Source organism: uncultured Dialister sp. (assembly GCF_937959425.1).
In the GTDB taxonomy this organism is placed as follows: Bacteria; Bacillota; Negativicutes; order Veillonellales; family Dialisteraceae; genus Dialister.
Genome location: NZ_CALGPS010000224.1, coordinates 36,923 through 61,797 on the forward strand (window position 1 = coordinate 36,923; position 24,875 = coordinate 61,797).

Below are 24,875 nucleotides of genomic sequence, written 5' to 3' on the forward strand. Positions count from 1 at the left end.
GGATATGACAGCGTTATGGAAAATCAATCACTTGAAACCCGCTTTTCTTGCGGCAGCCTGCGCGACGGCTCTTCTGGCATCAGCAGGAATCACGGAGGCGGCAGCAGATGGCGGGACGGCTCCCTTATCCGCTGCTCCTGCCCTGGCAGGAAAAGCAGCGGTGCATAAGGCAGCCTACAGCGCAGCGGACAAGGAAAGGTACGATACTCTCCGGCGGGAGAACCAGGGAAGACTGGCTCCGAAGGAAAGGTTTATAACCACTACGGCGCCCGCCATTATTGTGACCTTTGGCGGGCTCACAAGGAAGCAGTCGGTGGATGATATGCTTTCCTATCTGGACAGCAGAGGAATTACCGCCACTTTCTTTGTGACGGAACTGGAACTTCGGAAATACGGAGATACCATAAGGGACATCGTAGACCATGGGCATGAACTGGGGCTGGGACTGAGAACCGGCACGGCCGGCGATTATTATGAAACCTGTGCCCAGATAGAAAGACTGGAACGGAATCTGTCCCGCCGCTTCGGCGTAAGACCTGCCTTTGCACGGCAGATATTCGGAAAGCCGTCGCCGGAAGTGGAAGAGGCCTGCTCCGCCATGGGCATACGGCTTATCGGGCAGACCGTCAATACGGTACAGACAAAGGATAAGGCCGCCAAAACGCCGGAAGATATCTTTTCTCACCTCTTTGGGGCCAAGGTGTATTCCATGGGGAGAGGGCAGATTATTTACACGCGCCTTGATTTCCTTGACAATCCGGTCATGACGTCTGAAGTGCTGGATCTGATCAGGCGGAACAAGATAGATAACATAGCCTATCGCACTCCCACCGATTCACCGGAAAAAAATCGGGCCAACGATTCCTCCTATTATATGACCAGCCTTGGAAAAGTACTGGAAGACAGGAGCCATCTATGGGCCTATCCGGTAGACATGAGTAAAGTTCCCTGGAATCTGCGGCCGGAAAACAGGGGAGTGCAGGTGAATAAGCATAACTTTGAAGAACAGTTTGCCAAAAGGTATATCGGCTCTCCCATGGTTAAAGACAGGGATAATATACGGGGATTCAGTAAGAGTGAAATCAGGCAGATGGACCGCAGCGGCCGCATCCATGGAGTGAAAGACAGGACCATTTTCCTGACCTTTGATGACTGGGGAACAGATGACTCCATCAATAAGCTGATGTATGTGCTCCGTAAGCACCATGCACAGGGGACTTTCTTTGTAATTACATGGAATGTGAAAAATAATCCAAACCTCCTGAGAGCTCTGGCGGAGGAGGGGAATTCCATCGGAAGCCATACCAACAGGCACAGGGCCCTGGTCGCCCAGACAGGAGACTACGGGACCACCCTTCCCATGACGGACGAGGAATATGAAAAAGATATTTCCTCTGCCTACGAAAAACTGGCCTTGACCGTAGGCGATGTGAAAGCAGGGGGGAAGCCGGCGTTAACAAGGCTTTTCCGCCCGCCCACCCTGGCCATCAGCAAGAAGGGGGCCATGGAAATTATGAATGCCGGGTATACTTACATGGTGGCCGGCTATGACAGTACCCATGACTATGCCGCACCGGGGGTTCAGGCTGTTGTAGGCGCCATCAACAATGGTATTTATGATGAAAACGGACAGGTGCGAAGTGGAACCATCATGGTCATGCATATGACTGAAACCGCCAGATATACGGCAGAAGCGCTGGATGATGTACTGACCGTCAATGATGCAAGGGCGGATGATGATCCGAAAAAATTCAGGATAGGCAGACTGGACGATTATCTGAGAGATGACTACAGCCAGAAGGATGATGAAGATCAGATCATACATTCCGTGAAGGGACTGGTCTATAAAGGGAACTGCTGCGGATAAATGAAAAAACCGTGAAAAAATATAAATCATTTCTTCACGGTTTTTATTATGCCAAAGTATGGAGTTTAAGAAAGCAGCTTCATGATTTCCGCAAGGGTTGAGCAGAAATGGATGGGGGAAAGGTCTTCCTTTTCAATGAAACCATTATCCAGCCAGTTTTGGAAGAGAGTCTTCAGCGGGTCATATATCCCGTCTATATTGGCGATGAGGATGGGCGGGCGGCTCTTGGGGGCGGCGTAGATGCGGTAGTGGCTGAAGGTGTCGGCTAGTTCTTCCAGAGTGCCTATGCCGCCGGGGAGGATGATGAAGGCGTCGCCGGATTCGATCATTTTCCGCTTTCTTGTTATCATGTCCGGCACTTCAATGAGCTTAGTAATGCCCCGGTGGGCCTGCTCTTTTTCAATGAATACCTGGGGGATAATGCCGGTGACCCGGCCGCCTGCGGCCATGGCGGCGTCGGCGGCAAGGCCCATGAGACCCACGGTGCCGCCGCCGTAAATCATGTGGAAGCCCCCTTTTCCCAAAGCCTCTCCCAGACGTCCTGCCAGGGAGGCGAAGGCGGGATCATTTCCAAAGTGGGAGCCGCAGTAGACTACGATGTTTGTATATTTCTTCATAAGTTTTCCTTCCCTTTACAATGGGTATATGAAATGCTGCTTACAGGTATTGTATCATACCGGAGGGGAAGAGAGTTTTCGGTTTCCGGCTTCCTGGGAGGCGCTGTAGGCAGTCAGGGAAGGGTAATTTTCAAATAAATGGTACGCCGGGGGCCGTGGTAAAAAAGTTATGCATAAACACGGAGAAAAAAGGCGATAAAAAAGTTTGACATGAAGGTAAAGTGATGGTATAATTCCAATGTTGCGTGGATTTAGTGTGCTGTAAAGCAGGTGAGAATGAATGACACTGGAAGAATTGAAATCCGGCACATTTGTAGTCGGAATGAAAGAGACGGAGCGGGCTATCGAGAAGCAGGAAGCGGCATGTGTATTTATTGCCTCTGACTGTGATGAAAGGATTTCCCAACCCCTTCTGGAAGCCTGCCAGTCGTCAGGAATTCCTGTGGAACAGGGATTCACTAAAAAAGAGATAGGCCGTGCCTGCGGTATCAAAGTGAAGGCCGCATCCGCTGCTCTTCTTAAATCCCGGTAATATCCTTTGGAGCTATGCTCTGGAGGATCAATTATAAATTTACTCTTGAAGAAAGGAGGTGCCCATATTGCCGACAATTAATCAGCTGGTTCGTAAAGGCCGCCAGACTCTGGCTACCAAAGCGAAGACCCCGGCTCTGAAACAGTCCCCACAGAAACGTGGTGTCTGCACCAGAGTTTACACAGCTACCCCGAAGAAGCCGAACTCTGCTCTTCGTAAAGTAGCCCGTGTACGCCTGACCAACGGAATCGAAGTTTCTGCTTACATTCCTGGTGAAGGCCATAACCTGCAGGAACACTCCGTCGTCCTCATCAGAGGCGGCCGTGTTAAGGATCTTCCAGGCGTTCGTTACCACATTATCCGCGGCGCACTCGATACCGTAGGTGTATCCGGTCGTCAGCAGGGCCGTTCCAAATACGGCGCTAAGCGCGAAAAGAAATAATTGATTTACCATTTCACTAATGTGACTAACAAAGAACGTTTTAAGGAGGAAATTAACAATGCCGAGAAAAGGTGCTGTTCCGAAACGTGACGTGCTGCCGGATCCCGTGTATGGAAACAAGACAGTAACCCGTTTCATCAACAAGGTTATGCTGGATGGCAAAAAGGGTGTCGCTGAAAAAATCGTTTATGGCGCATTTGACATCTGCCACAGCAAGCTGAACAAAGAACCGATCGAAATTTTCGAACAGGCTCTCAACAATGTTATGCCGGTTCTGGAAGTTCGTGCCCGCCGTGTAGGCGGCGCCAACTATCAGGTGCCGGTTGAAGTCAGAGCAGACCGCCGTCTGACTCTGGGTATCCGCTGGATGGTCAACTATGCCCGCCAGCGCAGCGAACGTACAATGGAAGAACGTCTTGCAGGAGAACTCATGGACGCTTTCAACAATACGGGCGCAGCAGTAAAGAAGAAAGAAGATACTCATAAAATGGCTGAAGCCAACAAGGCTTTTGCACATTACCGCTGGTAATTTTAATAAGGAGAAACAATCGTGGGCAGAGAATTTCCGCTTGAAAAAACAAGAAACATCGGCATCATGGCACACATTGATGCAGGTAAGACAACAACCACGGAACGAATCCTGTATTATACCGGTGTAAACCATAAGATCGGCGAAGTTCATGATGGCGCAGCTACCATGGACTGGATGGCTCAGGAACAGGAACGCGGTATTACCATTACATCTGCTGCTACCACCTGCCACTGGAAAGGCTATCGTGTCAACATCATCGATACCCCAGGGCACGTAGACTTCACTGTAGAAGTTGAACGTTCCCTGCGCGTACTCGACGGTTCCGTAGCTGTATTCAGTGCAAAAGACGGCGTTCAGACCCAGTCTGAAACCGTTTGGAGACAGGCAGATCATTACCATGTTCCCCGTATTGCATTCATCAACAAGATGGATACAGTAGGTGCAGATTTCCTGCATGCAGTCAAGACCATCGACACCCGTCTTCATGCCAAGGCTGTTGCTATGCAGCTCCCGATCGGCGCTCAGGATACCTTCAAAGGCATCATCGACCTGCTGACCAGAGAAGCTGAAATCTACGACAGCGACGACGGCAAAGAATATCATAAGGAACCTGTTTCCGATGATATGAAAGACATGGTAGAAGAATACCGTGAAAAGATTATCGAAGCTGCCTGCGACGGCGACGATGAACTGGCTGAAAAGTACCTGGAAGGCGAAGAAATTTCCATCGATGAAATCAAAGCGTCCATCCGTAAACAGGTACTGGCATGCAAGCTCTTCCCCGTATTCTGCGGCTCCGCATATAAAAACAAAGGTATCCAGATGCTTCTGGATGCTGTCATTGATTACCTCCCGTCCCCGCTGGATATTCCTCCGGTAAAGGGCACATCCCTTGACGGCGAAGAAGAAGAACGCCCGGTATCCGACAGCGCTCCGCTGGCAGCCCTGGCATTCAAGATCATGGCAGATCCATTCGTTGGCAAACTGGCATACTTCCGCGTATATTCCGGTGAAATGCACCAGGGCACCTACGTTCTCAACTCCACAAAGGACAAAAAAGAACGTGTTGGCCGTATCCTTCTGATGCATGCTAACCACCGTAAGGAAATCGATATCGCTTACACCGGCGACATTGCCGCTGCAGTAGGCTTCAAGGATGTTACCACCGGCGATACACTCTGCGACCCGGACAACCCGATCATCCTCGAAAAGATGGAATTCCCGGATCCCGTTATTTCCGTTGCTGTTGAACCGAAGACCAAAGCTGACCAGGAAAAGATGGGCAATGCCCTTCAGAGACTGGCAGAAGAAGATCCGACCTTCAGAGTACACACCGATCCCGAAACCAACCAGACCATTATTTCCGGTATGGGCGAACTCCATCTGGACATCATCGTCGACCGTATGCGTCGTGAATTCAATGTTGACTGCACCGTAGGCAAACCTCAGGTTGCTTATCGTGAAACCATCCGCAAATCTGTTGAATCCGAAGGTAAATTCATTCGTCAGACCGGTGGTCATGGTCAGTACGGTCACTGCTGGCTCCGTCTTGAACCGATGGAAGCAGGCAAGGGCTTTGAATTCGCAAATGAAGTCGTTGGCGGCGTAATTCCTAAGGAATTCATCAACCCGATTCAGGCCGGCGTCGAAGCTGCTATGCAGGACGGCGTTGTAGCAGGATATCCGATGGTTGATATCAAAGTTACCGTATATGATGGTTCTTACCATGATGTCGACTCCTCTGAAATGGCCTTCAAAGTTGCAGGTTCCATGGCATTCAAAGACGGTGCCAAGAAAGCGGATCCTGTCCTCCTCGAACCATACATGAGCGTAGAAGTCGATGTTCCGGAAGACTACATGGGCGACGTTATCGGCGGCCTCAACTCCCGCCGTGGACGTATCGAAGGTATGGAAACAGAAAACGGCGAATCCAGAATCAAAGGCTTCGTTCCGCTGTCTGAAATGTTCGGTTATGCAACCGCTCTCCGCAGCTCCACCCAGGGCCGTGGTACCTTCACCATGACATTCGATCATTACGAAGAAGTTCCGAAGGCTATTTCCCAGAAGATTACGGAAGAAAGACTCGGAAACAAATAATTTTTAAGGAGAAACCAAAATGGCAAAAGCTCATTACGAAAGAACAAAGCCGCATGTTAACATCGGCACCATCGGCCACGTCGATCACGGCAAAACAACCCTGACCGCTGCTATCACCAAAGTACTGGCTGAAGAAGGCAAAGCAAACTTCCTCGACTATGCTTCCATCGATAAAGCACCGGAAGAAAGAGCTCGTGGTATCACAATCAACACCTCCACCGTTGAATATGAAACCGAAAACCGTCACTATGCACACGTTGACTGCCCAGGGCACGCTGACTATGTAAAGAACATGATCACCGGCGCAGCTCAGATGGACGGCGCTATCCTCGTAGTATCCGCAGCTGACGGCCCGATGCCCCAGACCCGTGAACACATCCTCCTGGCTAAACAGGTAGGCGTTCCTGCTATCGTTGTATTCCTGAACAAAGCTGACCAGGTAGACGATCCGGAACTCATCGACCTCGTAGAAATGGAAATCAGAGACCTCCTCTCCTCCTACGACTATCCGGGCGATGATGTGCCGATTATCGTTGGCTCCGCTCTCGGCGCTCTCAACGGCAACAAGGAAGATGAACAGAAGATTCGCGACCTCATGAAGGCTGTTGACGAATACATCCCGACTCCTCAGCGCGATACCGATAAACCGTTCCTGATGCCTGTGGAAGACGTATTCACCATCACCGGCCGCGGCACCGTTGCTACCGGCAGAGTAGAACGCGGCACCGTTAAAGTGGGCGACGCAGCTGAAATCGTCGGCCTCCAGGATAAACCGACCGAAACCGTTGTAACCGGCGTAGAAATGTTCAGAAAGACTCTGGACCAGGCTATGGCTGGCGACAACATCGGCACCCTGCTCCGCGGCATCGACCGTAAGGACATCGTTCGCGGCCAGGTTCTTGCTAAACCGGGCACCGTTCATCCGCACACCGAATTCACCGCCCAGGTATACGTACTGACCAAAGATGAAGGCGGCCGTCATACCCCGTTCTTCAACGGCTATCGTCCGCAGTTCTTCTTCAGAACCACCGACGTAACCGGCGACATCACCCTGCCGGAAGGCACCGAAATGTGCATGCCTGGCGATAATGTCGAAATGACAGTTAAGCTCATCACCCCGATCGCTATGGAAGAAGGCCAGCGTTTCGCTATCCGCGAAGGCGGCCGTACCGTTGGCGCAGGCGTTGTAGCTAAGATTGCAAAATAATCTTTCGCCAATTTAAAAAGAACTCCCTTCATGGGGGTTCTTTTTTTTACGGTGAAAATAGTATTTATCAGCACTCTTTTGCAGTGAGTGCTATTTTTTATTATGGGGTATTATAAATTTCTATTAATAGAACTGCAGACATCATATAACTTAAAAGCATTATTGAACGGCGATTTATGCATGGCAAAAGAGCAGAAAATTTGGATTTTGAGAATAGAGACCGACTTTTTTCAGATTAATTGAGAAAAAGAAGATAGATACAGCCCGAATTTCAGAGAGAAATCCAAAATAATTGCACAAAAGATTAAAAACGTATTACGGTTACATTGCTGAATGAGAAGAACTATAATAACAGTAGAGAGATGAATGAGCAATGAATTCATGGAAATCATGAAACCTGTGGATTTTCATTCCATCCACCTCGGAAATCTCTTTCATCAAATAGAAAGACCCGGGATAAATGATCGTAGTACAGCAGAGGAGACCTGAGAAAGTATATTACGCAGCACTTCCTCATGTTTCAAAATCGTAGAAAGGAAGGTAATTGTTATGGAACTTACACATGCGGTTCAGAAAAAAGCTGTCAGCGCTATCGTCGATCATGTCATTGCCATCAAGGATCCGGAAGAGCGGAGAAAATCCCTCATCAAGCTGTCCTATATGATTCAAAAAGGTTATGGGGACATGTTTGAAAAAGAGACCTTTGATAAAGTCCGCCTGCTTCTGCAATACAACCATAAATGGTGGAAATACCTGAATCGCGCTCTTGATACACTGAATCCCCACATCATCAAGACCGCCGTCATGGATCTGGGGTTTGAAGCCGCCTTTTATGGAAATAAAAAACGGTGGGAATGCAGAAGGAAATACGGCATCAACATTCCCTGGATTATCCTTTTTGATCCCACCAGTGCCTGCAACTGCCACTGTATAGGCTGCTGGGCTGCCGAATACGGGCACACACTCAACCTGTCCTACGATATTATGAACAAGATTGTTACCCAGGGCAAAAAGCTGGGCATTCATTTCTATATGATGACCGGTGGGGAACCGCTGGTAAGAAAGGACGATATCCTCCGCCTGTGCCGCGAGCATCCGGACTGTGAATTCCATGCCTTTACAAATGGCACACTGATAGATGATGATTTCTGCAAAAAGGTATGTGAGGCAGGAAACCTGTCCTTCTCCATTTCCATCGAAGGGTGGAGGGAAGTAAACGACAGCCGCCGCGGCAAGGGCCATTTTGACAAAGTTATGCATGCCATGGACCTGCTCCATAAATACGGCATTGTCTACGGTACATCCATCTGCTACACCAGAAGAAATATTGAAACCGTAACTTCTGATGATTTCATTGATATGCTTATCAGTAAGGGCGCATGGTATACCTGGTACTTCCATTACATGCCCGTGGGCAAGGGTGCCGATCTGTCACTCCTTCCCACCAGGGAACAGAGAGCCTATATGGTGCACAGAGTCCGCGAAATCCGTGAGCTGGAAACAGGTAAGCCCTTTATGGCTATTGATTTTCAGAACGATGGCCAGTACATCGGCGGCTGCATAGCCGGAGGCAGGAACTACTGCCATATCAATCCAAATGGCGATGTGGAACCCTGCGTATTCATTCATTATTCCAGCGCCAATATCAAGAAAGACGATCTTCTGACATGTCTCTCCCAGCCGCTCTTCAAGGAATACGCCAAAGGGCAGCCTTTCAATAAGAATCATCTTCGTCCTTGCCCCATGCTTGAAAATCCGCCGGCCCTGGCAGAAATGGTTAAACGGAGCGGTGCTGTATCTACTGATCTGCTGGCGCCGGAAAGCGCTGAGGATCTCTGCAGGAAAACCATGCCCTATGCTAAACAGTGGGCACCTATGGCGGAGAAGCTCTGGATGTCCATCAGAAACAACAAAGTGGTTCCCGTTGGACCGGATGTCCATAAAGAAGAACAGACAAAAGGTGCCTGATGATTTTCTGCTGCCGGCCGGTGAAACCTAATGATTCTGTAACGTCAAAATAAAAGAGATGCTCCGAAGCGGGGCACCTCTTTTATTTTGTAAATAGTCATTTGGTATTACGGGCATTCCACCCGTAGAGCCCTGTCCTTTTAAAAACGCCGGACTTGTACATGAATGCAGGGGCAGCTGCCGGTGCTGCAGGCAATACCCGGTGATTCCGGTACGGAATAGATAAAAAAGATAGTATTCCATTTCCTGTCTCTGATTCTTTGGACAGAAGGAACGAGATGCTTTTTCGGTTCTCACTGTTATCCTGTCGGCATGCCGGCCTGCTGATTTCCATAGTCATATATACCTGGAAAATGATATAATATTTTTAATAACCATGCATTGATTAAAGAAAGGTGAAGATATATGAAAATGAAAAAATGGCTGGCGGCTTCCATGACCGCCCTGGCAGTGACGGCAGGAAGCATGGCGGTTTCCGCAGATTCCCTGACCTTGTCCGGCGGGGAAGTGATGGATATGGGATCCTCCGTTTCCGTGTATCCCGGAGAGCGCTCCTTCTTTGGAAGCCAGCTCCATGACTGGCTTCTGGAACCGGATGCGGCCAAGACGGTGGAGAAGGCGCTGGAAGGGGCTGCTGTTTTCCCGAAGGATAAGGATTATTCCAAAGAATTTTCCGAAATGGCTGTTTCCATCCTCCGCACCGGAAAGGTGTACCAGGTGAGAGCAGCGGCAGACGATACCTATTATCAGGGGATGATGGTGTCCCTTTCCGTTTCTGACAGCGATATGTTAAAGCTGGCCATGTACGGCCATACGGCACTTTCGGAAAAGGAGAAAACGAAAGCTGCTGAGACTGCAAAGGACAATTCCGGGAAGGTTCCTGCTGCCAAGGCAGGTGCTTCTGAAAAAGTTCCGGCTGCAGAGGATTCCATGGATAAGGCCCTTTCCCTTCTTCGCGGAGCGGTGCAGGTAGAGGACCATTCCTCCTGGGAAGACAGAAAATCGGACAAGGGACTTTCCTACCGCACGGGAGACGCCCGTCTTGTGCTCAATAAGAATGGTTTCATGATTCCCCTCTATGTGAAAGGGGTTATTACCAGAGGCGAAGGGAAGACTGTGTACACCGTATTTGCGGCGGACCAGGCGTCAGGCCGGTATTTCCAGCCCCTTCTGGATAAAGCATTGAAGGAAGCAAAGAAATGAAAATCAAGAAAATGGCAGTCCTCCTGACCCTTTCTCTTATGATGGCGGGAGGCAGCGCAGGGGCTGCAGACCTTTCTCATGCGGATGGAAATAGCACCCCCGGAGACATGAGCGCTCTTGCCCCGGTGTTCCCGGGAGTAGGGCCAGTGCTGGGCGGCAGCGTATCATCGCCCCTTTCCGATTCCGTCAAAAAGGCGGGGGCTGTGCCGGTGTCTGAAATGGGCGAAATCTTCCTGAACCATGCAGCTTTGCCGAAGAATGTTTACTATGAGCCCCTGGCCAGGGGAGACTCTGTCTTTGCCCGCCACATGGGTACCATGACGGTAAAAGGAAAGAAATATACCGCCGGCGCCCTGGCTGTGGGCGCAGATTTCAAGGGAAAAGAGTCCGATGACTTTTTCGGCGGCATGTTTCTCCCCAAGGGCCACAGTCCGGCGGCGGGGGCACGGATGCTGGCCTTCAATGTGGCGCTCCTGAAACTGGAGAGTACCATGAACGAAGTATTTCTTCATGCAGTGGATGAAGTGAGAAGGGACACGGGAGAAAAACTGCCCTATGATTTTCTTACGGCGGATATGGTGCATGTGGAACAGCTCCATACACTGAAGGGGAGCCCTAAAACCTACAGCTTTTCCATCCGGCCCGTATTCTCTGCCGACGGCTGGATGGTGCCTCTTTTCATTCGCGGTTTTGCAGCCAAAGTGGACGACAGCTACCGCTTCCTCTTCCTGGCAGCGCCGGACAGTGAAAGGGATATGGTTGAAAGAGCAGGTCTGGATCTTATCCATCAGCCCATGAAGAAAGAGATAAAGAAATGATGTAAAAGACCTTCTCCCGGAGGAAGCGCTGTGATTAATCAGTGCTTCCATGCTGGGGGAAGGCCTTTTTGTGCTGCAGGTTTCCGGAAAATGATATAATAAATCAAACGATTCATTACGATTAAAATCATCCACAGGAGGCATGACCATGATTTTTTCCATTTTTATCCTTGCGGTTCTATTCCTTCTTCTGTCTGCAGGGGCGGTGAGGGCAGAGGAGAGAAAGCCATCGGTCCATCTTCTGGCCACCGGCGGTACCATTGCAGGAAAGGCCTCTTCTGAAACCGCCACCACCGGCTATGAAGCCGGCGCCCTAAGAGTGGAGGATCTTCTTTCCGCCCTGCCGGAGGTGAAGGATTATGCCCATGTGACAGGAGAGGAAATATGCGGTATTGACAGCAAGGATATGACCGATGCCATCTGGCTCACTCTTGCAGAAAGGGTGAACGAACTGGCAGGTAAAAAGGACGGGCTTGTCGTCATCCATGGCACCGACACCATGGAAGAAACTGCCTGGTTCCTCCAGCTCACCGTAAATCCTTCCATCCCCCTGGTACTTACCGGCGCTATGCGTCCTGCTACCGCCCTCAGCGCCGACGGCCCCATGAACCTTTTAAATGCTGCCCGTCTGGCGGCGCATCCTTCCGCCAAGGGAAAAGGGGTGCTTGTCATGATGAATGACACTATCTTTGCTGCCAGAAACGTGACAAAGGGAAATACCCTTTCTCTTGACACCTTCCGCTCTCCCGACGGCCCCCTGGGTTATATGAATGATGGCACTCCCTCCTGGTGCGCCCTGCCGGTGCGCCTGCCAAAAGGGAAGGCCCCCTTTGATGTGAAGGGGCTGAAAGGCCTTCCTAAAGTCTACATTGTCTACGGCCACGCCGGCGCCGACGGCGCCATGGTAAGAGCCGCTGTTTCCATGGGCGCTGAAGGTATCATCTATGCGGGCACCGGAAACGGCAGCGTCCATAAAGAAGACGAAAAGGCACTGGCAGAGGCGGTAGCAAAAGGTATTCCGGTGGTGAGAAGCTCCCATGCCGGAAGCGGCTCCGTCATTTCCGCCGAACCCTCCTACGATGAAGAAGGCTTCATCCACGGCGGCTCCCTCTCCCCCCAGAAAGCAAGAATTCTTTTGCAGCTGGCCCTGACAAGGACAAAGGATTTTGGGGAAATCGGGGAGATGTTTGAGAGGTATTAGTGGGGGAGTGGGCTGGTGTACTAGTGTGCTAGGGTGCTAGTGTACTAGTGTACTGGTGGGCTGGTAAAACCTTGGGGCTGCTGTCCGCTGTTGCCTTACCCGGTACTCTTTAGTGTGCTGATTCCCACATTGCCCTTGCGAGAGGGCCGCGAAGTGGCACGGGGGTGTACGACAGTGCATGTCGAGAATGATACTCCCTGCCGGCGTGAACGCCGGCAGGCGGCTTTTATACTCATCGCCGCCTGTGGCGGCGATACCTGAACCCTCAGCGGCGAAGCCGCTGTCAAACCTGAGAACCCTTGGGCCGTTAGGCCCATTAAACTTCGGCCCGAAGGGCCGTCCACCTTCCCCTTTGAACCTTTTGAGCCCTCACGCCGCAGGCGGGGGACAATAGGGAAGGCGGTGCCCAAAGGGCGCGAATCCATTACAAATTCTATTTGACATCCGCTATCAATGGTGATACTATAATGACAACCGAATACGAAAAGACAGGTGCCCGAAGGGCTTAATAGGGAAGACCGGTGAAATACCGGCACGGTCCCGCCACTGTAATGCGGAGCGAATCCAGGAAAGTCACTGAGAAATCGGGAAGACGGATAAGCAAGGAAGCAGAGTCAGGAGAACTGCCTGCCTTATATCACCGTTTGAACCCACGAGCGATGGGAAGGGGATGTCTTAGATGTCTCTTTACGCTTGTGTAAAGAGCTTTTTTCATGGTTTGAACATTCGGTTACTGAGGAGAATAATTTCATAAGTGAAACAGGTGCCTGTAAGGGCTTAATAGGGAAGACCGGTGAGATGCCGGCACGGTCCCGCCACTGTAATGCGGAGCGAATCCAACAAAAGTCACTGAGGATATTGGGAAGGCTGGAGGAGCGAGGAAGCAGAGTCAGGAGAACTGCCTGTTTTTGTCATACCGTTTGACCTACGAGCGATGGGAAGGTGTGTACTCATAGAACCTGTTTTGGCGTTCATTGAATCCACCTTGTCTTCGGAAAAGGTGGATTTTATTTTATATCATGGAAGATAGGGAGATAATGACAGGGAACATCAGCCTCCCACTTCCCACCTGTGGTGTGACGCCTCCTGAGGCTTTACATATAGGGAAACTTACTTGAGTGAGTTTCCTGGACTATGGATTTCTCCATGGTTCACATCCTTCCGGGGTGATGGTAGTAAAAGGGAAATACGATCATCACCCTCCCCTGGTTACCAAATCTTCTTTATGAAGTTCCTATATATCGGGTGCTCTGCACCACTCTGATACAGGGGCTGCCCCTGTGGTTCATCTCCCTTTGGCGATGGTCATAAAAGGGAAATATGATCATCGCCTTCTTTCTCCAAACCCTTCCTGCAAGGAAGTTTCCATACATGACTGCCCTTTCAGGTGGCAGTCATTCGGGAAAGTGATTTCCGCTTTCTCCCTGCGTGATGGTGGCAGCAGGGAATACTATCATCACGTTTTCTCTTTTGGTAATAACATTCCGAAAGGGTGTTATTATACAGGTTCTCATAGGAGCTTTGCGCTCCAACCCCTTTTGAAGCGGCCAGTGACCGCTTCTTCTTTTTTTACTTGCATATTTCGATGAAGTTCGATATAATAGAAACGTCAGATAGAGAATTATCGTTTTGGTTATATCTGCTGCATGGCAGCAGGGAAATGATTTCATTTCATGGAGGTACCATATGAACGTTTATGATTTCAAAGCAGTGAATGGAAAGGGCCAGGAAATTTCCCTGTCCGACTATAAAGGCAAAGTCCTTCTCATCGTGAATACAGCCAGCAAGTGCGGATTCACGCCCCAGTTTGAAGGACTGGAAAAGCTGTACAATGCCTACAAGGATAAAGGCTTCGTAGTGCTGGGTTTCCCCTGCAACCAGTTTGCAGAGCAGGATCCCGGAAGCGACGGTGAAATCCAGGAATTCTGCCGCCTGAACTACGGCGTCACATTCCCCATGTTCCGTAAAGGCAATGTACGCGGCGATGATGCCCAGCCCCTCTTCAAGTACCTCACAAAGGAAAAGGGCTTCCAGGGCCTGGACATGGACCATCCCAATGCAAAGGTCCTTCTGGACTTCATCAAAAAGAACTATCCCCATTTCCTGGACGACGATTCCATTAAATGGAACTTCACTAAATTCCTCATCGATAGAGAAGGAAATGTGGCAGCACGCTTCGAACCCACCAAGACACCGGAAGCCATGGCTCCGGAAATCGAAAAACTGCTGTAATGACCATTGAAAAGGGCAGTGAAGGAATGATGACCATTTCTTTACTGCCCTTTTTACTTATGTCCGAAGAGCACTGTCACGATTTTTGAGGGGAAGGCAACGCCCACCTTCTCGCCCACCGGTATTTACTGTCCTTCATCTCAACGGCGCCATGTACCGAGGCTCTTTGCTGACGCTCGGAAAATGACTGTGACCGGCGGGAAGGGCTATGAATCGGTGAGCAGGCCGAAGAAAGGCATTTAAGCCATAACCTGCCGCGAAGCGGCGCCCCTTCACGGCGGACTCGTTTCATATGAACCTTCTGAACCCTTTGAACCCTCTGCCCCATATGGTACTATAATAAGAAAAGAACGCATCAACCGGAAGAGGAGGCAGAGGATGAAGAAATATTTCTTTTTTGATATCGACGGTACACTTACCACGCCGCTGACGGCGGATTATCCGGAAAGTACCAGGGAAGCGGTAACAGAACTCATCCGCCGGGGCCACTTCGTATCTCTTGCCACCGGACGCATGCAGGCGGATGCACTGGAAGTGGCAAAGACCCTTGGCATTCCTGCCCTGGTCTCCGACGGCGGCAATGCGGTTACCATCGATGGGAAAATCCTCTACGACGAGGGCCTTCCCCTGGACGCCTGCATCCGCACCCTTTCGGAAATGGATGAAGAAAAGCACCCCTGGGCGGCAGCTCCCTACAACAGGAAATACCGCATTACCCGGACGCCCCTCTATCTGGAAAAAGTGAAGGACAGGTACTATGAAACGGAAGTGAATCCATCCTTCGATTTCCGAAAAGTCTCTGCCATCCACAAGATTTTTGTAGCCTGCAAAAAGAAAGAAAAGGATGACATCCCCCTCTACACCCTGCCCCATGTGTGGTTCAGCGCCGACACCATGCTCATCGAATCGGTACATAAGGAAAGGGGCATTATGGAGCTGCAGAAGCGGTTCCACATCCCCGATAGGGACATCGTGGTTTTCGGAGACGGCATGAACGACCGCACCATGTTCCGCAAAGAATGGCTCCGTATCGCCATGGGCAACGCCAAGCCGGAGCTGAAGGCCCTGGCCAGCTACATCACCGACAGGGCCGACGAAGACGGCATCTACAACGCCTGCCGCCACTTCGGGTGGATTTAAGGTCCCATGACCGGAAACGAGGAGGCCGTTTCACATGGTAAAATTTGAAAATTTCTGCAAAACGCTAAAGAATCTGGAAGAAATCAACCGCATAAGTCCTCCCTATGATGTAGTGGTCACTGCAGGGCTCTGCTCCCTTTTCGCCCAGTGCTTTGAACAGGCATGGCGCGCCATGAAGGAGTATCTCACGCAGAAGGGATGGAAAGAGGCGGAAACCGCTTCTCCCAGACAGATATTAAAGATTGCCTCTGAAGCGGGTTTGATTGAGGATGAAGCAAACTGGCTGAAGGCCTTGAAAGATAGAAGTCTTGAGCTTTATGTTTTCCGTCAGGAAGTGGCGGACACCCTGATTGCTGATACACGGAATATTTTTCTTCCCATGTTTCATGGGCTAATGACAGAACTAAAAAAACGATATGAAATGTAAAGAGGCGGGGCGTCTGCCCTGCTGCTTTGTTGATTGGATAAAGGTGGATTCCAAGGTATGATAAAACCGGCTGAACAGAAAAAGGCGGCAAAGGCTTTTGCTGCGGAATGGGCCAGAGACTGCAAGGAAGATGGAAATACAGCGCCTTTCTGGCTGTCCCTGCTTCGTGATGTATATGGCGTGGAACATCCGGAACAGGTCATTTCTTTTGAGGATACGGTGAAACATGAAGAAAAGGGAAACTCTCTTTTCGTAGACGCCTGGATTCCGTCCATGCGGGTAATCATTGAGCAGAAGAATGCCGATGCACCGCTGGATAAGAAATATCCAAGGCACGGAAGGATGCTTACACCCTATGAGCAGGCCTTTGAATACGACCAGACCCAGCCGGTGGACCGGAGGGCCAGATATATCGTTGCCTGTAATTTCCATGAATTCTGGATTTACGACATGAATGAGCCGGAAGCTTTCCGAAAGGCCATCAAGCTTCGATTAAGTGACCTGCCAGACCACTATGACCAGCTGAATTTTCTTGTGAATACCAATTACAAACCTACGGACATGGAAGAAGTAAAAGTGTCCGTCAAGGCGGGAGAGCTGGTAGGTAAGCTTTACGATGCCTTTGCCAAAGTCTATCGGGAGTACCAGCCTGCTGATTATACAGAGGAAGATAAGAAAAAAGACATGCACGACCTGAATGTCCTCTGTGTCCGCATTGTGTTCTGCCTGTATGCGGAGGATTCAGGACTTTTCGGCGCGCCGGACGCTTTCCGCCACTACCTTGGTACATGGAAGATAGAAAATACCAAGGAAGCGCTGGAAAAGCTCTTTGCCGTTCTTGATACCAAAATAGAAGAACGCCCCAGGTTTCTGGACAGCAAGCTTTCTTCTTTCCCCTATGTGAATGGCGGACTGTTTCATGATGATACCATTGAAATCCCGCCTATCAATAAGGAAATCTATGACATTATCTATGAAGATATGTCCAAAGGCTTCGACTGGAGTGCCATCAGTCCCACCATCTTTGGAGCCGTCTTTGAAAGCACATTGAATCCGGAAACCCGGCGTTCCGGCGGCATGCACTACACTTCCATCGAAAATATCCACAAAGTCATCGACCCCCTCTTTCTGGACGACTTGAAGAAAGAATTCAATACCCTGGTTTCTATTCCTGATTCCGAAAAATTCAGCACAAGACGAAAAGAAACAGCCCTGAAATGGGAATACCGGAAGAAATTGGAGGATTTCCAGAATAAACTGGCTTCTCTCACTTTCCTGGACCCTGCCTGCGGATCCGGAAATTTTTTGACGGAAACATTCATCTGCCTGCGCCGGCTGGAGAACCGGGTCATCCGGGAGCTCACCGGCGGACAGGGATTCCTTGACCTGTATAATCCCATCAAAGTGTCCATCAAACAGTTTTACGGCATTGAAATCAATGATTTTGCCGTCACCGTGGCAAAAACGGCTCTCTGGATTGCAGAATCCCAGATGATGCAGGAAACGGAAGACATCATCGTTCGGGAAATCAATTTCCTGCCTTTGAAAACGAATGCCTATATCCACGAAGGAAATGCGCTGCACATGGACTGGAATGATGTGATTCCGGCGTCAAAAATATCATACGTCATGGGGAACCCGCCTTTCCGCGGGTACAGCCTGCAAAGCAGGAAGCAGAAAGAGGACATCCTTTCTATTTACAAAGATGAGAATGGACAAACATATAAAGCCGCAGGGAAAATAGACTATGTAGCCGGATGGTACTTCAAAGCAGCTCAATATATGACTCACACAGCAATCAAAGCTGCTTTTGTATCTACGAACAGCATTACCCAGGGAGAGCAGGCTGCCGCTGTCTGGAAACCAATAGTAGAACGATTTGGCACGCACATTGACTTTGCCTGGAGAACGTTCATCTGGAGCAGTGAAGCATCTGATAATGCGGCGGTTCATTGTGTGATTATGGGATTCAGTGATACTCTCAGCTTGAGAGATAAAATCATATTTGATGGCAATGGCATGAAGCGAGTGGCGAATATCAGTCCGTATCTGACAGATTCTCCAACTGTATTTATCAGTGCCCGTAATAAACCTATAGCGTCAGATGTGCCTTTTATGACCAATGGAGGAAAGCCCGCCGAAGGAGGAAATCTTATATTAACAGCAGAAGAAAAAGAAAATCTACTCAAAAAGGAACCGCAGGCAGAACCATTAATCCGGCCTTTTATGATGGGCTATGATTTTATTCATAGAAAACCAAGATATTGCTTATGGCTTGCTGGCGCAAGTCCCGCAGCTTTAAGAAAGTGCCCGGAAGTTTTAATGCGCATTGAAAAAGTAAGAAAATATCGTCTTCAGAGCAAAAAAGCAGCAACAAGACGAAAAGCGGAAACCCCGCAGTTGTTTGACGAAATCAAGCAAAGCAATACCTCATATATCGCGCTGCCTAAGGTGTCTTCAGAAAATCGCAGATATATTCCTATGGATTACTTGTGTCCTGACGTGATAGCTGGCGACCAGTTATTTATGATTCTTAATGCTAATTTATATCATTTTGGGATACTTGAAAGTAATGTTCATATGGCTTGGACAAGAACAGTGTGTGGGCGGTTAAAGAGTGACTACAGATACTCTAATACTGTTGTCTATAACAATTTCCCATGGCCAAATCCTACGCTAGAGCAGAAAGCCCGAATTGAAAAGTCTGCCCAGGGTATTTTGGACGCCCGTAAGTTATATCCGGACGCGTCTCTGGCAGACCTCTATGACCCGTTGACCATGCCGCCGAAACTTCGCAAGGCCCATCAGGAAAACGACAAGGCCGTCATGGAAGCCTATGGCTTCAACTGGCACACCATGACAGAATCGGAATGCGTGGCAGAGCTGATGAAAATGTATCAGAAACTGACAGAAGCAGAAGAGGGGAAAAAGTAAAGTACCGTCACGGGAACAAAGAAACCATTAGTAATTTTTCCTGCCCACACGATTGTAAACAGATAAAACTACATAAATTGACAAAAGGACTGCCGCTGATTATTATATAAAAGACAGTCCTTTTTATTGACGGAGAAAGGACTTGTCTGCTATCATAAAGTATCGTTGTTTATTTGATTTCTGATATAAAAGAGGAAACATGGAGAAAGAAAGTATGAAGGATGGGAAGAATGGGGACATTCTTTTTGACATCCGTCATTTAAGTCATACCTTTGAAACGGAGGAGGGAAAGAAGTTTGACGCTCTTTCCGACGTGACCGCTTCCATCAGGAAGGGGTCCTTTACGGCCATCATCGGTACCAACGGCAGCGGTAAGTCTACCCTGGCCAGGCACCTGAATGCCCTGCTCATTCCTACGGACGGGGAAATCTATGTGGAGGGCATGAAGACCTCCGATTTCTCACACATCTGGGATATCCGCCAGAAGGTGGGCATGGTGTTCCAGAATCCGGATAACCAGCTGGTGGCTGCCATCGTGGAGGAGGATGTGGCCTTCGGCCCGGAAAATCTGGGGATTCCGCCTGATGAAATCAGGAAGCGGGTGGACGTGGCTCTGGAGAAGGTGGGCATGACGGCCTATCGTACCCATTCTCCGGCCATGCTGTCCGGCGGGCAGAAGCAGCGTATTGCCATTGCAGGCATTCTGGCCATGCATCCCGACTGCATCGTGCTGGATGAACCGACTGCCATGCTTGACCCCCAGGGCCGCAGGGAGGTCATGGATACGGTGCATGAGCTGAATGAAAAGGAAGGCATTACCATCGTGCTCATTACCCATTTCATGGAAGAGGCGGTAACCGCGGACCATGTGATGGTGATTGACAAGGGCCATCTGAAAATGGAAGGCACAGCCCGGGAGGTTTTCTCCCAGGCGGAGAAGCTGACGGCTCTGGGACTGGATGTGCCGGTGGCGGCGGATCTGGCCCATGGCCTTCGAAAGAAGGGCTTCAAGGTGCCGGAGGATTGTTTGACAGATGAGGAGCTGGGAGAAGCATTATGTCCATATGTGTCGAAAATGTAAGCTGTGTGTACAGCAAGGGTTCTCCCTTTGAAAAGGTGGCGCTGGAGAATATCAATCTCACCATCGAACCGGGAGAATTTATCGGAATCATCGGCCATACGGGCAGCGGTAAATCCACCCTCATCCAGCACCTGAACGGCCTCATCCATCCCACTTCCGGAAAGGTAACCATCGACGGTGTGGATTTGGCGGCTAAGACGAAGGAAGCGGTGGCGAAGCGCCATTCTGTGGGCATGGTTTTCCAGTACCCGGAGCACCAGCTTTTTGAAGAGACCGTGGCCAAGGATATTGCCTTCGGTCCGAAGAATCTGGGCTGCAATGAGGAGGAAACGGAAAAAAGGGTGAAGAGCGCCATGAAATTTGCGGGCCTTGACTATGACACCTTCGGCGGCCGTTCGCCTTTCCGCCTTTCCGGCGGCCAGCAGCGGCGCGTGGCCATTGCCGGGGTCATTGCCATGCATCCCGATTTCCTGATTCTGGACGAACCGTCTGCGGGCCTTGACCCCATCGGACGGCGGGAAATTTTCTCCCGCATCCAGAGCTGGTATAAAAAAGGTGTTTTCTCCGTTATCCTGGTGTCCCACAACATGGACGACATTGCCCGGCTGGCCACCCGCCTCCTGGTGATGCACAAGGGCCATCTGGTGATGGACGGAAAGCCTATGGATATTTTCCTTCATCACCGCAAGGAACTGCAGGAATGCGGCGTCGATGCACCGCCTCTGACACAGACCCTGCTGTATCTGAAGGGAAAGGGCATTCCGGTACCGGAGGATGCGAAGACCGTGGAAGAAGCGGTGGATAGAATGAGCAGAATGCTGGGAGGTGGCGCATCATGCTGACAGATATTACCCTTGGCCAGTATTATCCGGGAGATTCCTTCCTGCACCGCATGGACCCCAGGGCGAAGATTCTCTGCACCATGATTTTCATTGTGGCCATTTTCCTGGCCAATAATCTCTGGTCCTATATCCTGGTGGCAGGTTTTACGTTCCTTGCCATTGCCATGTCCGGCGTGCCGGTTTCCCTTATCTGGAAGGCCATCAAGCCCCTGTGGATTATCCTGGTGTTCACCATGGGCATCCATGTGCTCACAACGCCGGGGAATGAACTTTTCACCTGGAAATTCATCCATATCAGTGAGGAAGGCATTGTGAACGGCCTTATCATGACACTTCGTCTGGTGTTCCTCATCGCCTTTTCATCACTTCTTACCTATACCACCAGCCCTATTGTGCTCACCGACGGCATTGAAGCGCTGCTCATGCCTTTCAAGCGGTTCGGCGTACCGGCCCATGAGCTGGCCATGATGATGACCATTGCACTCCGTTTCATTCCCACCCTTCTGGAAGAAACGGACCGTATCATGAAGGCCCAGTCCTCCAGAGGCGCCGATTTTGTAAACGGCAATCTCTGGCAGCGGGCAAAGAACATGGTGCCCCTTCTGGTGCCCCTCTTCATTTCCGCCTTCCGGCGGGCCGATGACCTGGCTACCGCCATGGAAGCCAGATGCTACCGGGGAGGCGAAGGACGCACCAAAATGCACCAGCTGGCCTATACATGGAGAGACAGAAATGCTTTCCTGGCAGTGGTGCTGGTGACGGCAGCCCTTGCGGTACTTTATATCTATTTCAAATAAAAGAAACAGCGTGGCTTAAGCTGCGCTGTTTTTGTATAATAACAGAAATGATCTTTAAAAAATGGAGGCATACCAATGAGCAGATGGGAAAAAGGCACCTGGCAGATGGTACTTCGGAATATGTCAAAGGAAGATATGTGGGGACTGCTTTTTGAAATGGCGGAGTAGGATCCGGCCCTGCAGGAGAAAATCAGGACTGACTTTTCCGTAGGCAAATATACCGATGCTGCCGTGGATTCACACAATCAGTTTGTGAAAACGGCTTTCAAAGACTGTTACCCCGGATGTCCCCTCAATCGCAGGGAAGGCGAAAGACTGGAAAAGCGCATCGCAGATTTTATGCGTCAGCATGTACCGTTTTTCCTGAAAAGGTCCGGCCCCCTGGAAGCTTTTTCTATTTTTCGGGGGCTGATTTCCCCGCTCTATTTCGTTTCTTTTGACAGCCAGGAGCAGGAAGCCTTTATTTTGGACAAAATGATTGATTTTTGGGAGGGGATTCTGCAAAAGGCGGGACCGGAGGAAAAAGAGGTGATGCATCGCTGGTTTTTATCACAGCGAAAGCTTCTGGACCATGATTCTACATTGGCTGCCGTTTTTGACCGGGTGCTGGTTGAGGAAATGGATGACAGGTCTACTCTTCCCGGAGTATTGGACTGGGTGCTTGGGAAAATCAGGACATCCAAACCAAGATATTACTTGGATTCTCCTGAATATTCCGAAAACCTGCTGGAAGCGGTGAGGCTCATGTGCATGCTGGACTATCCCATGGAGACAATGACAGAGTTTATAGAGCAGCACAGCGATAATTCCTGTATGCACCGTTTACTGCCTTCCGAGAACCGGTGGGAAAACAGGCAGCGGCTTCTGGAGGAAGCAAGGCATCTTTCCGCGGAGCTGTGGGCATCCCGGGACGAGGATAGGATGGAAGAGGAAGCGATTCATGCGGTGCTTGAAGACCTTCTGGATGGTTTACGGGCAGGAGAGGAAAAAGGAGAAAAAGAAAGGAAAGAAGCGGAGAAAAAACAGAAGAGCAGAAGGAGGCCCCGGAAATCAAAGGAAGAGAAAGAAAATGATGGAAAACTCCTCTGTGAGGCTGCAGCTTATAAAGAACACGCCAGTCCCGGCGAATGGAGAAAATACATAAGGAACATGGTGGGGGCTTTGGCAGATGAAGATGAGGCCTGCCGTCTGATGGTGAAAGAGCATATGTATGACGATCTTTTTACCTATATCAAAAACCACGAGCTCACCGACCTGATGATAGAATATGAACCCCGGCTCAAAAAGAAATATCTCCGGGAAATCAGGGATTATTACTGTGCCTATGCGGAAGAAAAAATGCCCCGCTTTCGGTCCGAGGCATCCCTGAAGGAGTGTGTTTCCTGCCTGAAGCATGTTCTTACCTTTCCCAAGGGAAAAGTGATGGCTATGGAAGTGGTAAACAGATTGAAACAGAAATATCCCGGAAAGAAGACCATGCTTCAAGCACTGGAAGAGGGAGGATTCTAGGGAAGCGCTGATTAAATCGTTATCGGATTTCATTCTTGTATTTTTATCCAATGCAAGGAATAAGTCGACGCGAATAGCCAGCTATTTAAGGAGACTTATGACGCAGCATTGGATAAAAATACATATGAAATTCGATTCTGCGAATTAATCAGTGCTTCCCTAATAAACCGGCCGGAATCAGTGCTTCCCTGCCCAGGGGCCACGAAAAAGGGCTGTGAAGAATAAAAATTGATTTCTTCACGGCCCTTTTTCAATTATACTTATGTCTTTGAAGCAGGTATGACGTAAGCTGCCTGCCGATTCGTCATCTCCAGCGGAGCTCCATATTGATGTGGTGATGGATGTTTCCTGCACTATTGGGGCTCTGAGTCGAGAAATCTCCCGCGACAATGGGGTGGATTGCGGAGAATTCATGATTGGGAAGACTCAGGCTGCCCCATGCACCAGGGATACAGGGGAAGGTTCATGGTTTCCTCTATCCCTTCCTTTGTAATGGGCTGGAAATAGACCTTCAGCAGGCAGAGCCCTTCGGCAGGGGCGGTCATGCCAAGCTGCCTTCTGTCTCTGGATGCAAGTATGGAAAGAAGCCTTTCCTTTGTCATGTCTCCGGTGCCTGCATCCACCAGGGCACCGGCAATATTTCTGACCATGTGATACAGGAATCCTTCGCCGGTTACATAGATGCGGTAAAGGGGACCGTCTTTTTTGATGGTAATATCGTACAGGTTTCTTACCGGATCGGAGGGAACGGAGTTATTGCCCCTGAAAGAGGTAAAATCATGCTTTCCCGTGAGGAGACCTGCTATTTCATTCATTCTTTGAATGTCCAGTTTCTTTCCTGTGCGCCATAGATAGCGCACCAGGAAAGGGGAGGTTTCCCGTTCTTCCGAAAGAAGATAGCAGTAAGTCTTTCCGAAATTCCGCCGGCGCACGGAAAAGTTTTCTTCCATTTCTCGGCTTTGAGTGACTCTGATGTCCCGGGGAAGCATGCGGTTCAGAGCAAAAATAAATCGGTCACCCGGAATGGAGGATTCGGTGTAAAAAGTGCATTCCTGGCCGTAGGCATGAACCCCTGCATCGGTTCTGGCTACGAAGTACAGGGTGGTTTTCACGCCGGTCAATTCCTGCAGCGCATTTTCCACCATTTCCTGCACGGTCATCCTGTTTTCCTGCCGCTGGAATCCGGCATAGTTTGTCCCTTCATAGGAAAGGGTAATCCAGATATTTCTCATATTTTACTCCTTGGGAAGTGTTTGATGTGCTTCTTTACATTTTTTCTATTATAAAGGGAATGGAAGGGAAAAGAAAGATGTCTGCCCATAGAGGATGAAGGGAGAATTTTGAACATTTGAAGCCCCTTCCTGCCGACCGGTATTGATTGACAAATGAGATACTATCGACCTGTACCGAGATCCTTCGCTAACGCTCA

General features: G+C 49.8%; 20 protein-coding genes and 2 riboswitches. Of the genes, 18 read left to right on the top strand and 2 right to left on the bottom strand.

Annotation, left to right across the window (positions count from 1 at the left end; translation table 11 throughout):
• The first annotated feature begins 4 nt into the window (after positions 1 to 4).
• Positions 5 to 1,867, top strand: coding sequence for a polysaccharide deacetylase family protein (locus Q0482_RS09560; RefSeq protein WP_299145801.1), 1,863 nt, complete (start codon positions 5 to 7; stop codon positions 1,865 to 1,867).
• Between the two features lie 65 nt (positions 1,868 to 1,932).
• Here the strand turns inward: Q0482_RS09560 and Q0482_RS09565 are convergent, their stop codons facing one another.
• Positions 1,933 to 2,484: a TIGR00730 family Rossman fold protein gene (locus Q0482_RS09565; protein ID WP_299145803.1), complete on the bottom strand. Its 552-nt coding sequence runs from the start codon at positions 2,482 to 2,484 to the stop codon at positions 1,933 to 1,935.
• 280 nt (positions 2,485 to 2,764) lie between these two features.
• Between Q0482_RS09565 and Q0482_RS09570 the strand changes: the two genes are divergently transcribed.
• The 17 genes from Q0482_RS09570 to Q0482_RS09650 all read left to right on the top strand — a co-directional run bounded on the left by Q0482_RS09570 (position 2,765) and on the right by Q0482_RS09650 (position 23,446).
• Complete coding sequence (locus tag Q0482_RS09570) at positions 2,765 to 3,016, top strand: ribosomal L7Ae/L30e/S12e/Gadd45 family protein (protein ID WP_299145805.1); 252 nt, start codon at positions 2,765 to 2,767, stop codon at positions 3,014 to 3,016.
• A gap of 67 nt (positions 3,017 to 3,083) precedes the next feature.
• Positions 3,084 to 3,458, top strand: coding sequence for a 30S ribosomal protein S12 (rpsL, locus tag Q0482_RS09575; protein WP_008860286.1), 375 nt, complete (start codon positions 3,084 to 3,086; stop codon positions 3,456 to 3,458).
• A 58-nt stretch (positions 3,459 to 3,516) separates the two neighbouring features.
• Positions 3,517 to 3,987, top strand: coding sequence for a 30S ribosomal protein S7 (rpsG, locus tag Q0482_RS09580; RefSeq protein WP_008860287.1), 471 nt, complete (start codon positions 3,517 to 3,519; stop codon positions 3,985 to 3,987).
• 21 nt (positions 3,988 to 4,008) lie between these two features.
• The gene (gene fusA, locus Q0482_RS09585; RefSeq protein ID WP_299145807.1) at positions 4,009 to 6,087 is read left to right on the top strand and encodes an elongation factor G; all 2,079 of its coding nucleotides are present in this window, start codon (positions 4,009 to 4,011) and stop codon (positions 6,085 to 6,087) included.
• Between the two features lie 19 nt (positions 6,088 to 6,106).
• Positions 6,107 to 7,294, top strand: coding sequence for an elongation factor Tu (gene tuf / locus Q0482_RS09590; protein WP_299145809.1), 1,188 nt, complete (start codon positions 6,107 to 6,109; stop codon positions 7,292 to 7,294).
• A 549-nt stretch (positions 7,295 to 7,843) separates the two neighbouring features.
• Positions 7,844 to 9,262, top strand: a complete 1,419-nt coding sequence (locus Q0482_RS09595; protein ID WP_299145811.1) for a radical SAM protein — start codon at positions 7,844 to 7,846, stop codon at positions 9,260 to 9,262.
• Positions 9,263 to 9,667: 405 nt separating this feature from the next.
• Positions 9,668 to 10,465, top strand: a complete 798-nt coding sequence (locus Q0482_RS09600) for a hypothetical protein (RefSeq protein ID WP_299145822.1) — start codon at positions 9,668 to 9,670, stop codon at positions 10,463 to 10,465.
• Entirely contained in the window at positions 10,462 to 11,283 is an 822-nt protein-coding gene (locus tag Q0482_RS09605; RefSeq protein ID WP_299145824.1) for a hypothetical protein, read from the top strand. The genes Q0482_RS09600 and Q0482_RS09605 overlap by 4 nt, the downstream gene beginning before the upstream one ends.
• Before the next feature lie 148 nt (positions 11,284 to 11,431).
• The gene (locus Q0482_RS09610; protein WP_299145826.1) at positions 11,432 to 12,484 is read left to right on the top strand and encodes an asparaginase; all 1,053 of its coding nucleotides are present in this window, start codon (positions 11,432 to 11,434) and stop codon (positions 12,482 to 12,484) included.
• A gap of 473 nt (positions 12,485 to 12,957) precedes the next feature.
• A riboswitch (cobalamin riboswitch) is annotated at positions 12,958 to 13,130 on the top strand.
• 98 nt (positions 13,131 to 13,228) lie between these two features.
• Positions 13,229 to 13,405: riboswitch (cobalamin riboswitch) on the top strand.
• 765 nt (positions 13,406 to 14,170) lie between these two features.
• Positions 14,171 to 14,716 (top strand): glutathione peroxidase, encoded by a 546-nt coding sequence (locus tag Q0482_RS09615; RefSeq protein ID WP_299145827.1) that lies wholly within the window; start codon positions 14,171 to 14,173, stop codon positions 14,714 to 14,716.
• Positions 14,717 to 15,094: 378 nt separating this feature from the next.
• The gene (locus tag Q0482_RS09620; protein ID WP_299145829.1) at positions 15,095 to 15,856 is read left to right on the top strand and encodes an HAD-IIB family hydrolase; all 762 of its coding nucleotides are present in this window, start codon (positions 15,095 to 15,097) and stop codon (positions 15,854 to 15,856) included.
• Between the two features lie 34 nt (positions 15,857 to 15,890).
• Positions 15,891 to 16,283 carry an HI0074 family nucleotidyltransferase substrate-binding subunit gene (locus Q0482_RS09625; protein WP_299145831.1) on the top strand — a complete coding sequence of 131 codons (393 nt, stop codon included), beginning with the start codon at positions 15,891 to 15,893 and terminating at the stop codon, positions 16,281 to 16,283.
• A gap of 57 nt (positions 16,284 to 16,340) precedes the next feature.
• A complete protein-coding gene (locus Q0482_RS09630; RefSeq protein ID WP_299145833.1) occupies positions 16,341 to 19,217 on the top strand; it encodes a DNA methyltransferase in 2,877 nt (958 codons plus the stop codon).
• A gap of 199 nt (positions 19,218 to 19,416) precedes the next feature.
• Entirely contained in the window at positions 19,417 to 20,298 is an 882-nt protein-coding gene (locus tag Q0482_RS09635; protein ID WP_299145835.1) for an energy-coupling factor transporter ATPase, read from the top strand.
• Positions 20,274 to 21,140, top strand: a complete 867-nt coding sequence (locus Q0482_RS09640; RefSeq protein ID WP_299145837.1) for an energy-coupling factor transporter ATPase — start codon at positions 20,274 to 20,276, stop codon at positions 21,138 to 21,140. Before Q0482_RS09635 ends, Q0482_RS09640 begins: the two co-directional genes overlap by 25 nt.
• The gene (locus tag Q0482_RS09645; protein WP_299145839.1) at positions 21,134 to 21,937 is read left to right on the top strand and encodes an energy-coupling factor transporter transmembrane component T; all 804 of its coding nucleotides are present in this window, start codon (positions 21,134 to 21,136) and stop codon (positions 21,935 to 21,937) included. Before Q0482_RS09640 ends, Q0482_RS09645 begins: the two co-directional genes overlap by 7 nt.
• 339 nt (positions 21,938 to 22,276) lie before the next feature.
• Positions 22,277 to 23,446 (top strand): hypothetical protein, encoded by a 1,170-nt coding sequence (locus Q0482_RS09650; RefSeq protein ID WP_299145841.1) that lies wholly within the window; start codon positions 22,277 to 22,279, stop codon positions 23,444 to 23,446.
• 410 nt (positions 23,447 to 23,856) lie between these two features.
• Here Q0482_RS09650 and truA read toward each other — a convergent pair whose 3' ends face one another.
• On the bottom strand, positions 23,857 to 24,678 hold the full coding sequence (truA, locus tag Q0482_RS09655) for a tRNA pseudouridine(38-40) synthase TruA (RefSeq protein ID WP_299145843.1): 822 nt from the start codon (positions 24,676 to 24,678) through the stop codon (positions 23,857 to 23,859).
• Positions 24,679 to 24,875: the final 197 nt, after the last annotated feature.

Coding starts and splice junctions, on each gene's coding strand:
- Q0482_RS09560 (WP_299145801.1), top strand. CDS start 5: ATGACAGCGTTATGGAAAATCAATCACTTGAAACCCGCTTTTCTTGCG.
- Q0482_RS09565 (WP_299145803.1), bottom strand. CDS start 2,484: ATGAAGAAATATACAAACATCGTAGTCTACTGCGGCTCCCACTTTGGA.
- Q0482_RS09570 (WP_299145805.1), top strand. CDS start 2,765: ATGACACTGGAAGAATTGAAATCCGGCACATTTGTAGTCGGAATGAAA.
- rpsG (WP_008860287.1), top strand. CDS start 3,517: ATGCCGAGAAAAGGTGCTGTTCCGAAACGTGACGTGCTGCCGGATCCC.
- tuf (WP_299145809.1), top strand. CDS start 6,107: ATGGCAAAAGCTCATTACGAAAGAACAAAGCCGCATGTTAACATCGGC.
- Q0482_RS09595 (WP_299145811.1), top strand. CDS start 7,844: ATGGAACTTACACATGCGGTTCAGAAAAAAGCTGTCAGCGCTATCGTC.
- Q0482_RS09600 (WP_299145822.1), top strand. CDS start 9,668: ATGAAAATGAAAAAATGGCTGGCGGCTTCCATGACCGCCCTGGCAGTG.
- Q0482_RS09605 (WP_299145824.1), top strand. CDS start 10,462: ATGAAAATCAAGAAAATGGCAGTCCTCCTGACCCTTTCTCTTATGATG.
- Q0482_RS09610 (WP_299145826.1), top strand. CDS start 11,432: ATGATTTTTTCCATTTTTATCCTTGCGGTTCTATTCCTTCTTCTGTCT.
- Q0482_RS09615 (WP_299145827.1), top strand. CDS start 14,171: ATGAACGTTTATGATTTCAAAGCAGTGAATGGAAAGGGCCAGGAAATT.
- Q0482_RS09620 (WP_299145829.1), top strand. CDS start 15,095: ATGAAGAAATATTTCTTTTTTGATATCGACGGTACACTTACCACGCCG.
- Q0482_RS09625 (WP_299145831.1), top strand. CDS start 15,891: ATGGTAAAATTTGAAAATTTCTGCAAAACGCTAAAGAATCTGGAAGAA.
- Q0482_RS09630 (WP_299145833.1), top strand. CDS start 16,341: ATGATAAAACCGGCTGAACAGAAAAAGGCGGCAAAGGCTTTTGCTGCG.
- Q0482_RS09635 (WP_299145835.1), top strand. CDS start 19,417: ATGGAGAAAGAAAGTATGAAGGATGGGAAGAATGGGGACATTCTTTTT.
- Q0482_RS09640 (WP_299145837.1), top strand. CDS start 20,274: ATGTCCATATGTGTCGAAAATGTAAGCTGTGTGTACAGCAAGGGTTCT.
- Q0482_RS09645 (WP_299145839.1), top strand. CDS start 21,134: ATGCTGACAGATATTACCCTTGGCCAGTATTATCCGGGAGATTCCTTC.
- Q0482_RS09650 (WP_299145841.1), top strand. CDS start 22,277: ATGCGTCAGCATGTACCGTTTTTCCTGAAAAGGTCCGGCCCCCTGGAA.
- truA (WP_299145843.1), bottom strand. CDS start 24,678: ATGAGAAATATCTGGATTACCCTTTCCTATGAAGGGACAAACTATGCC.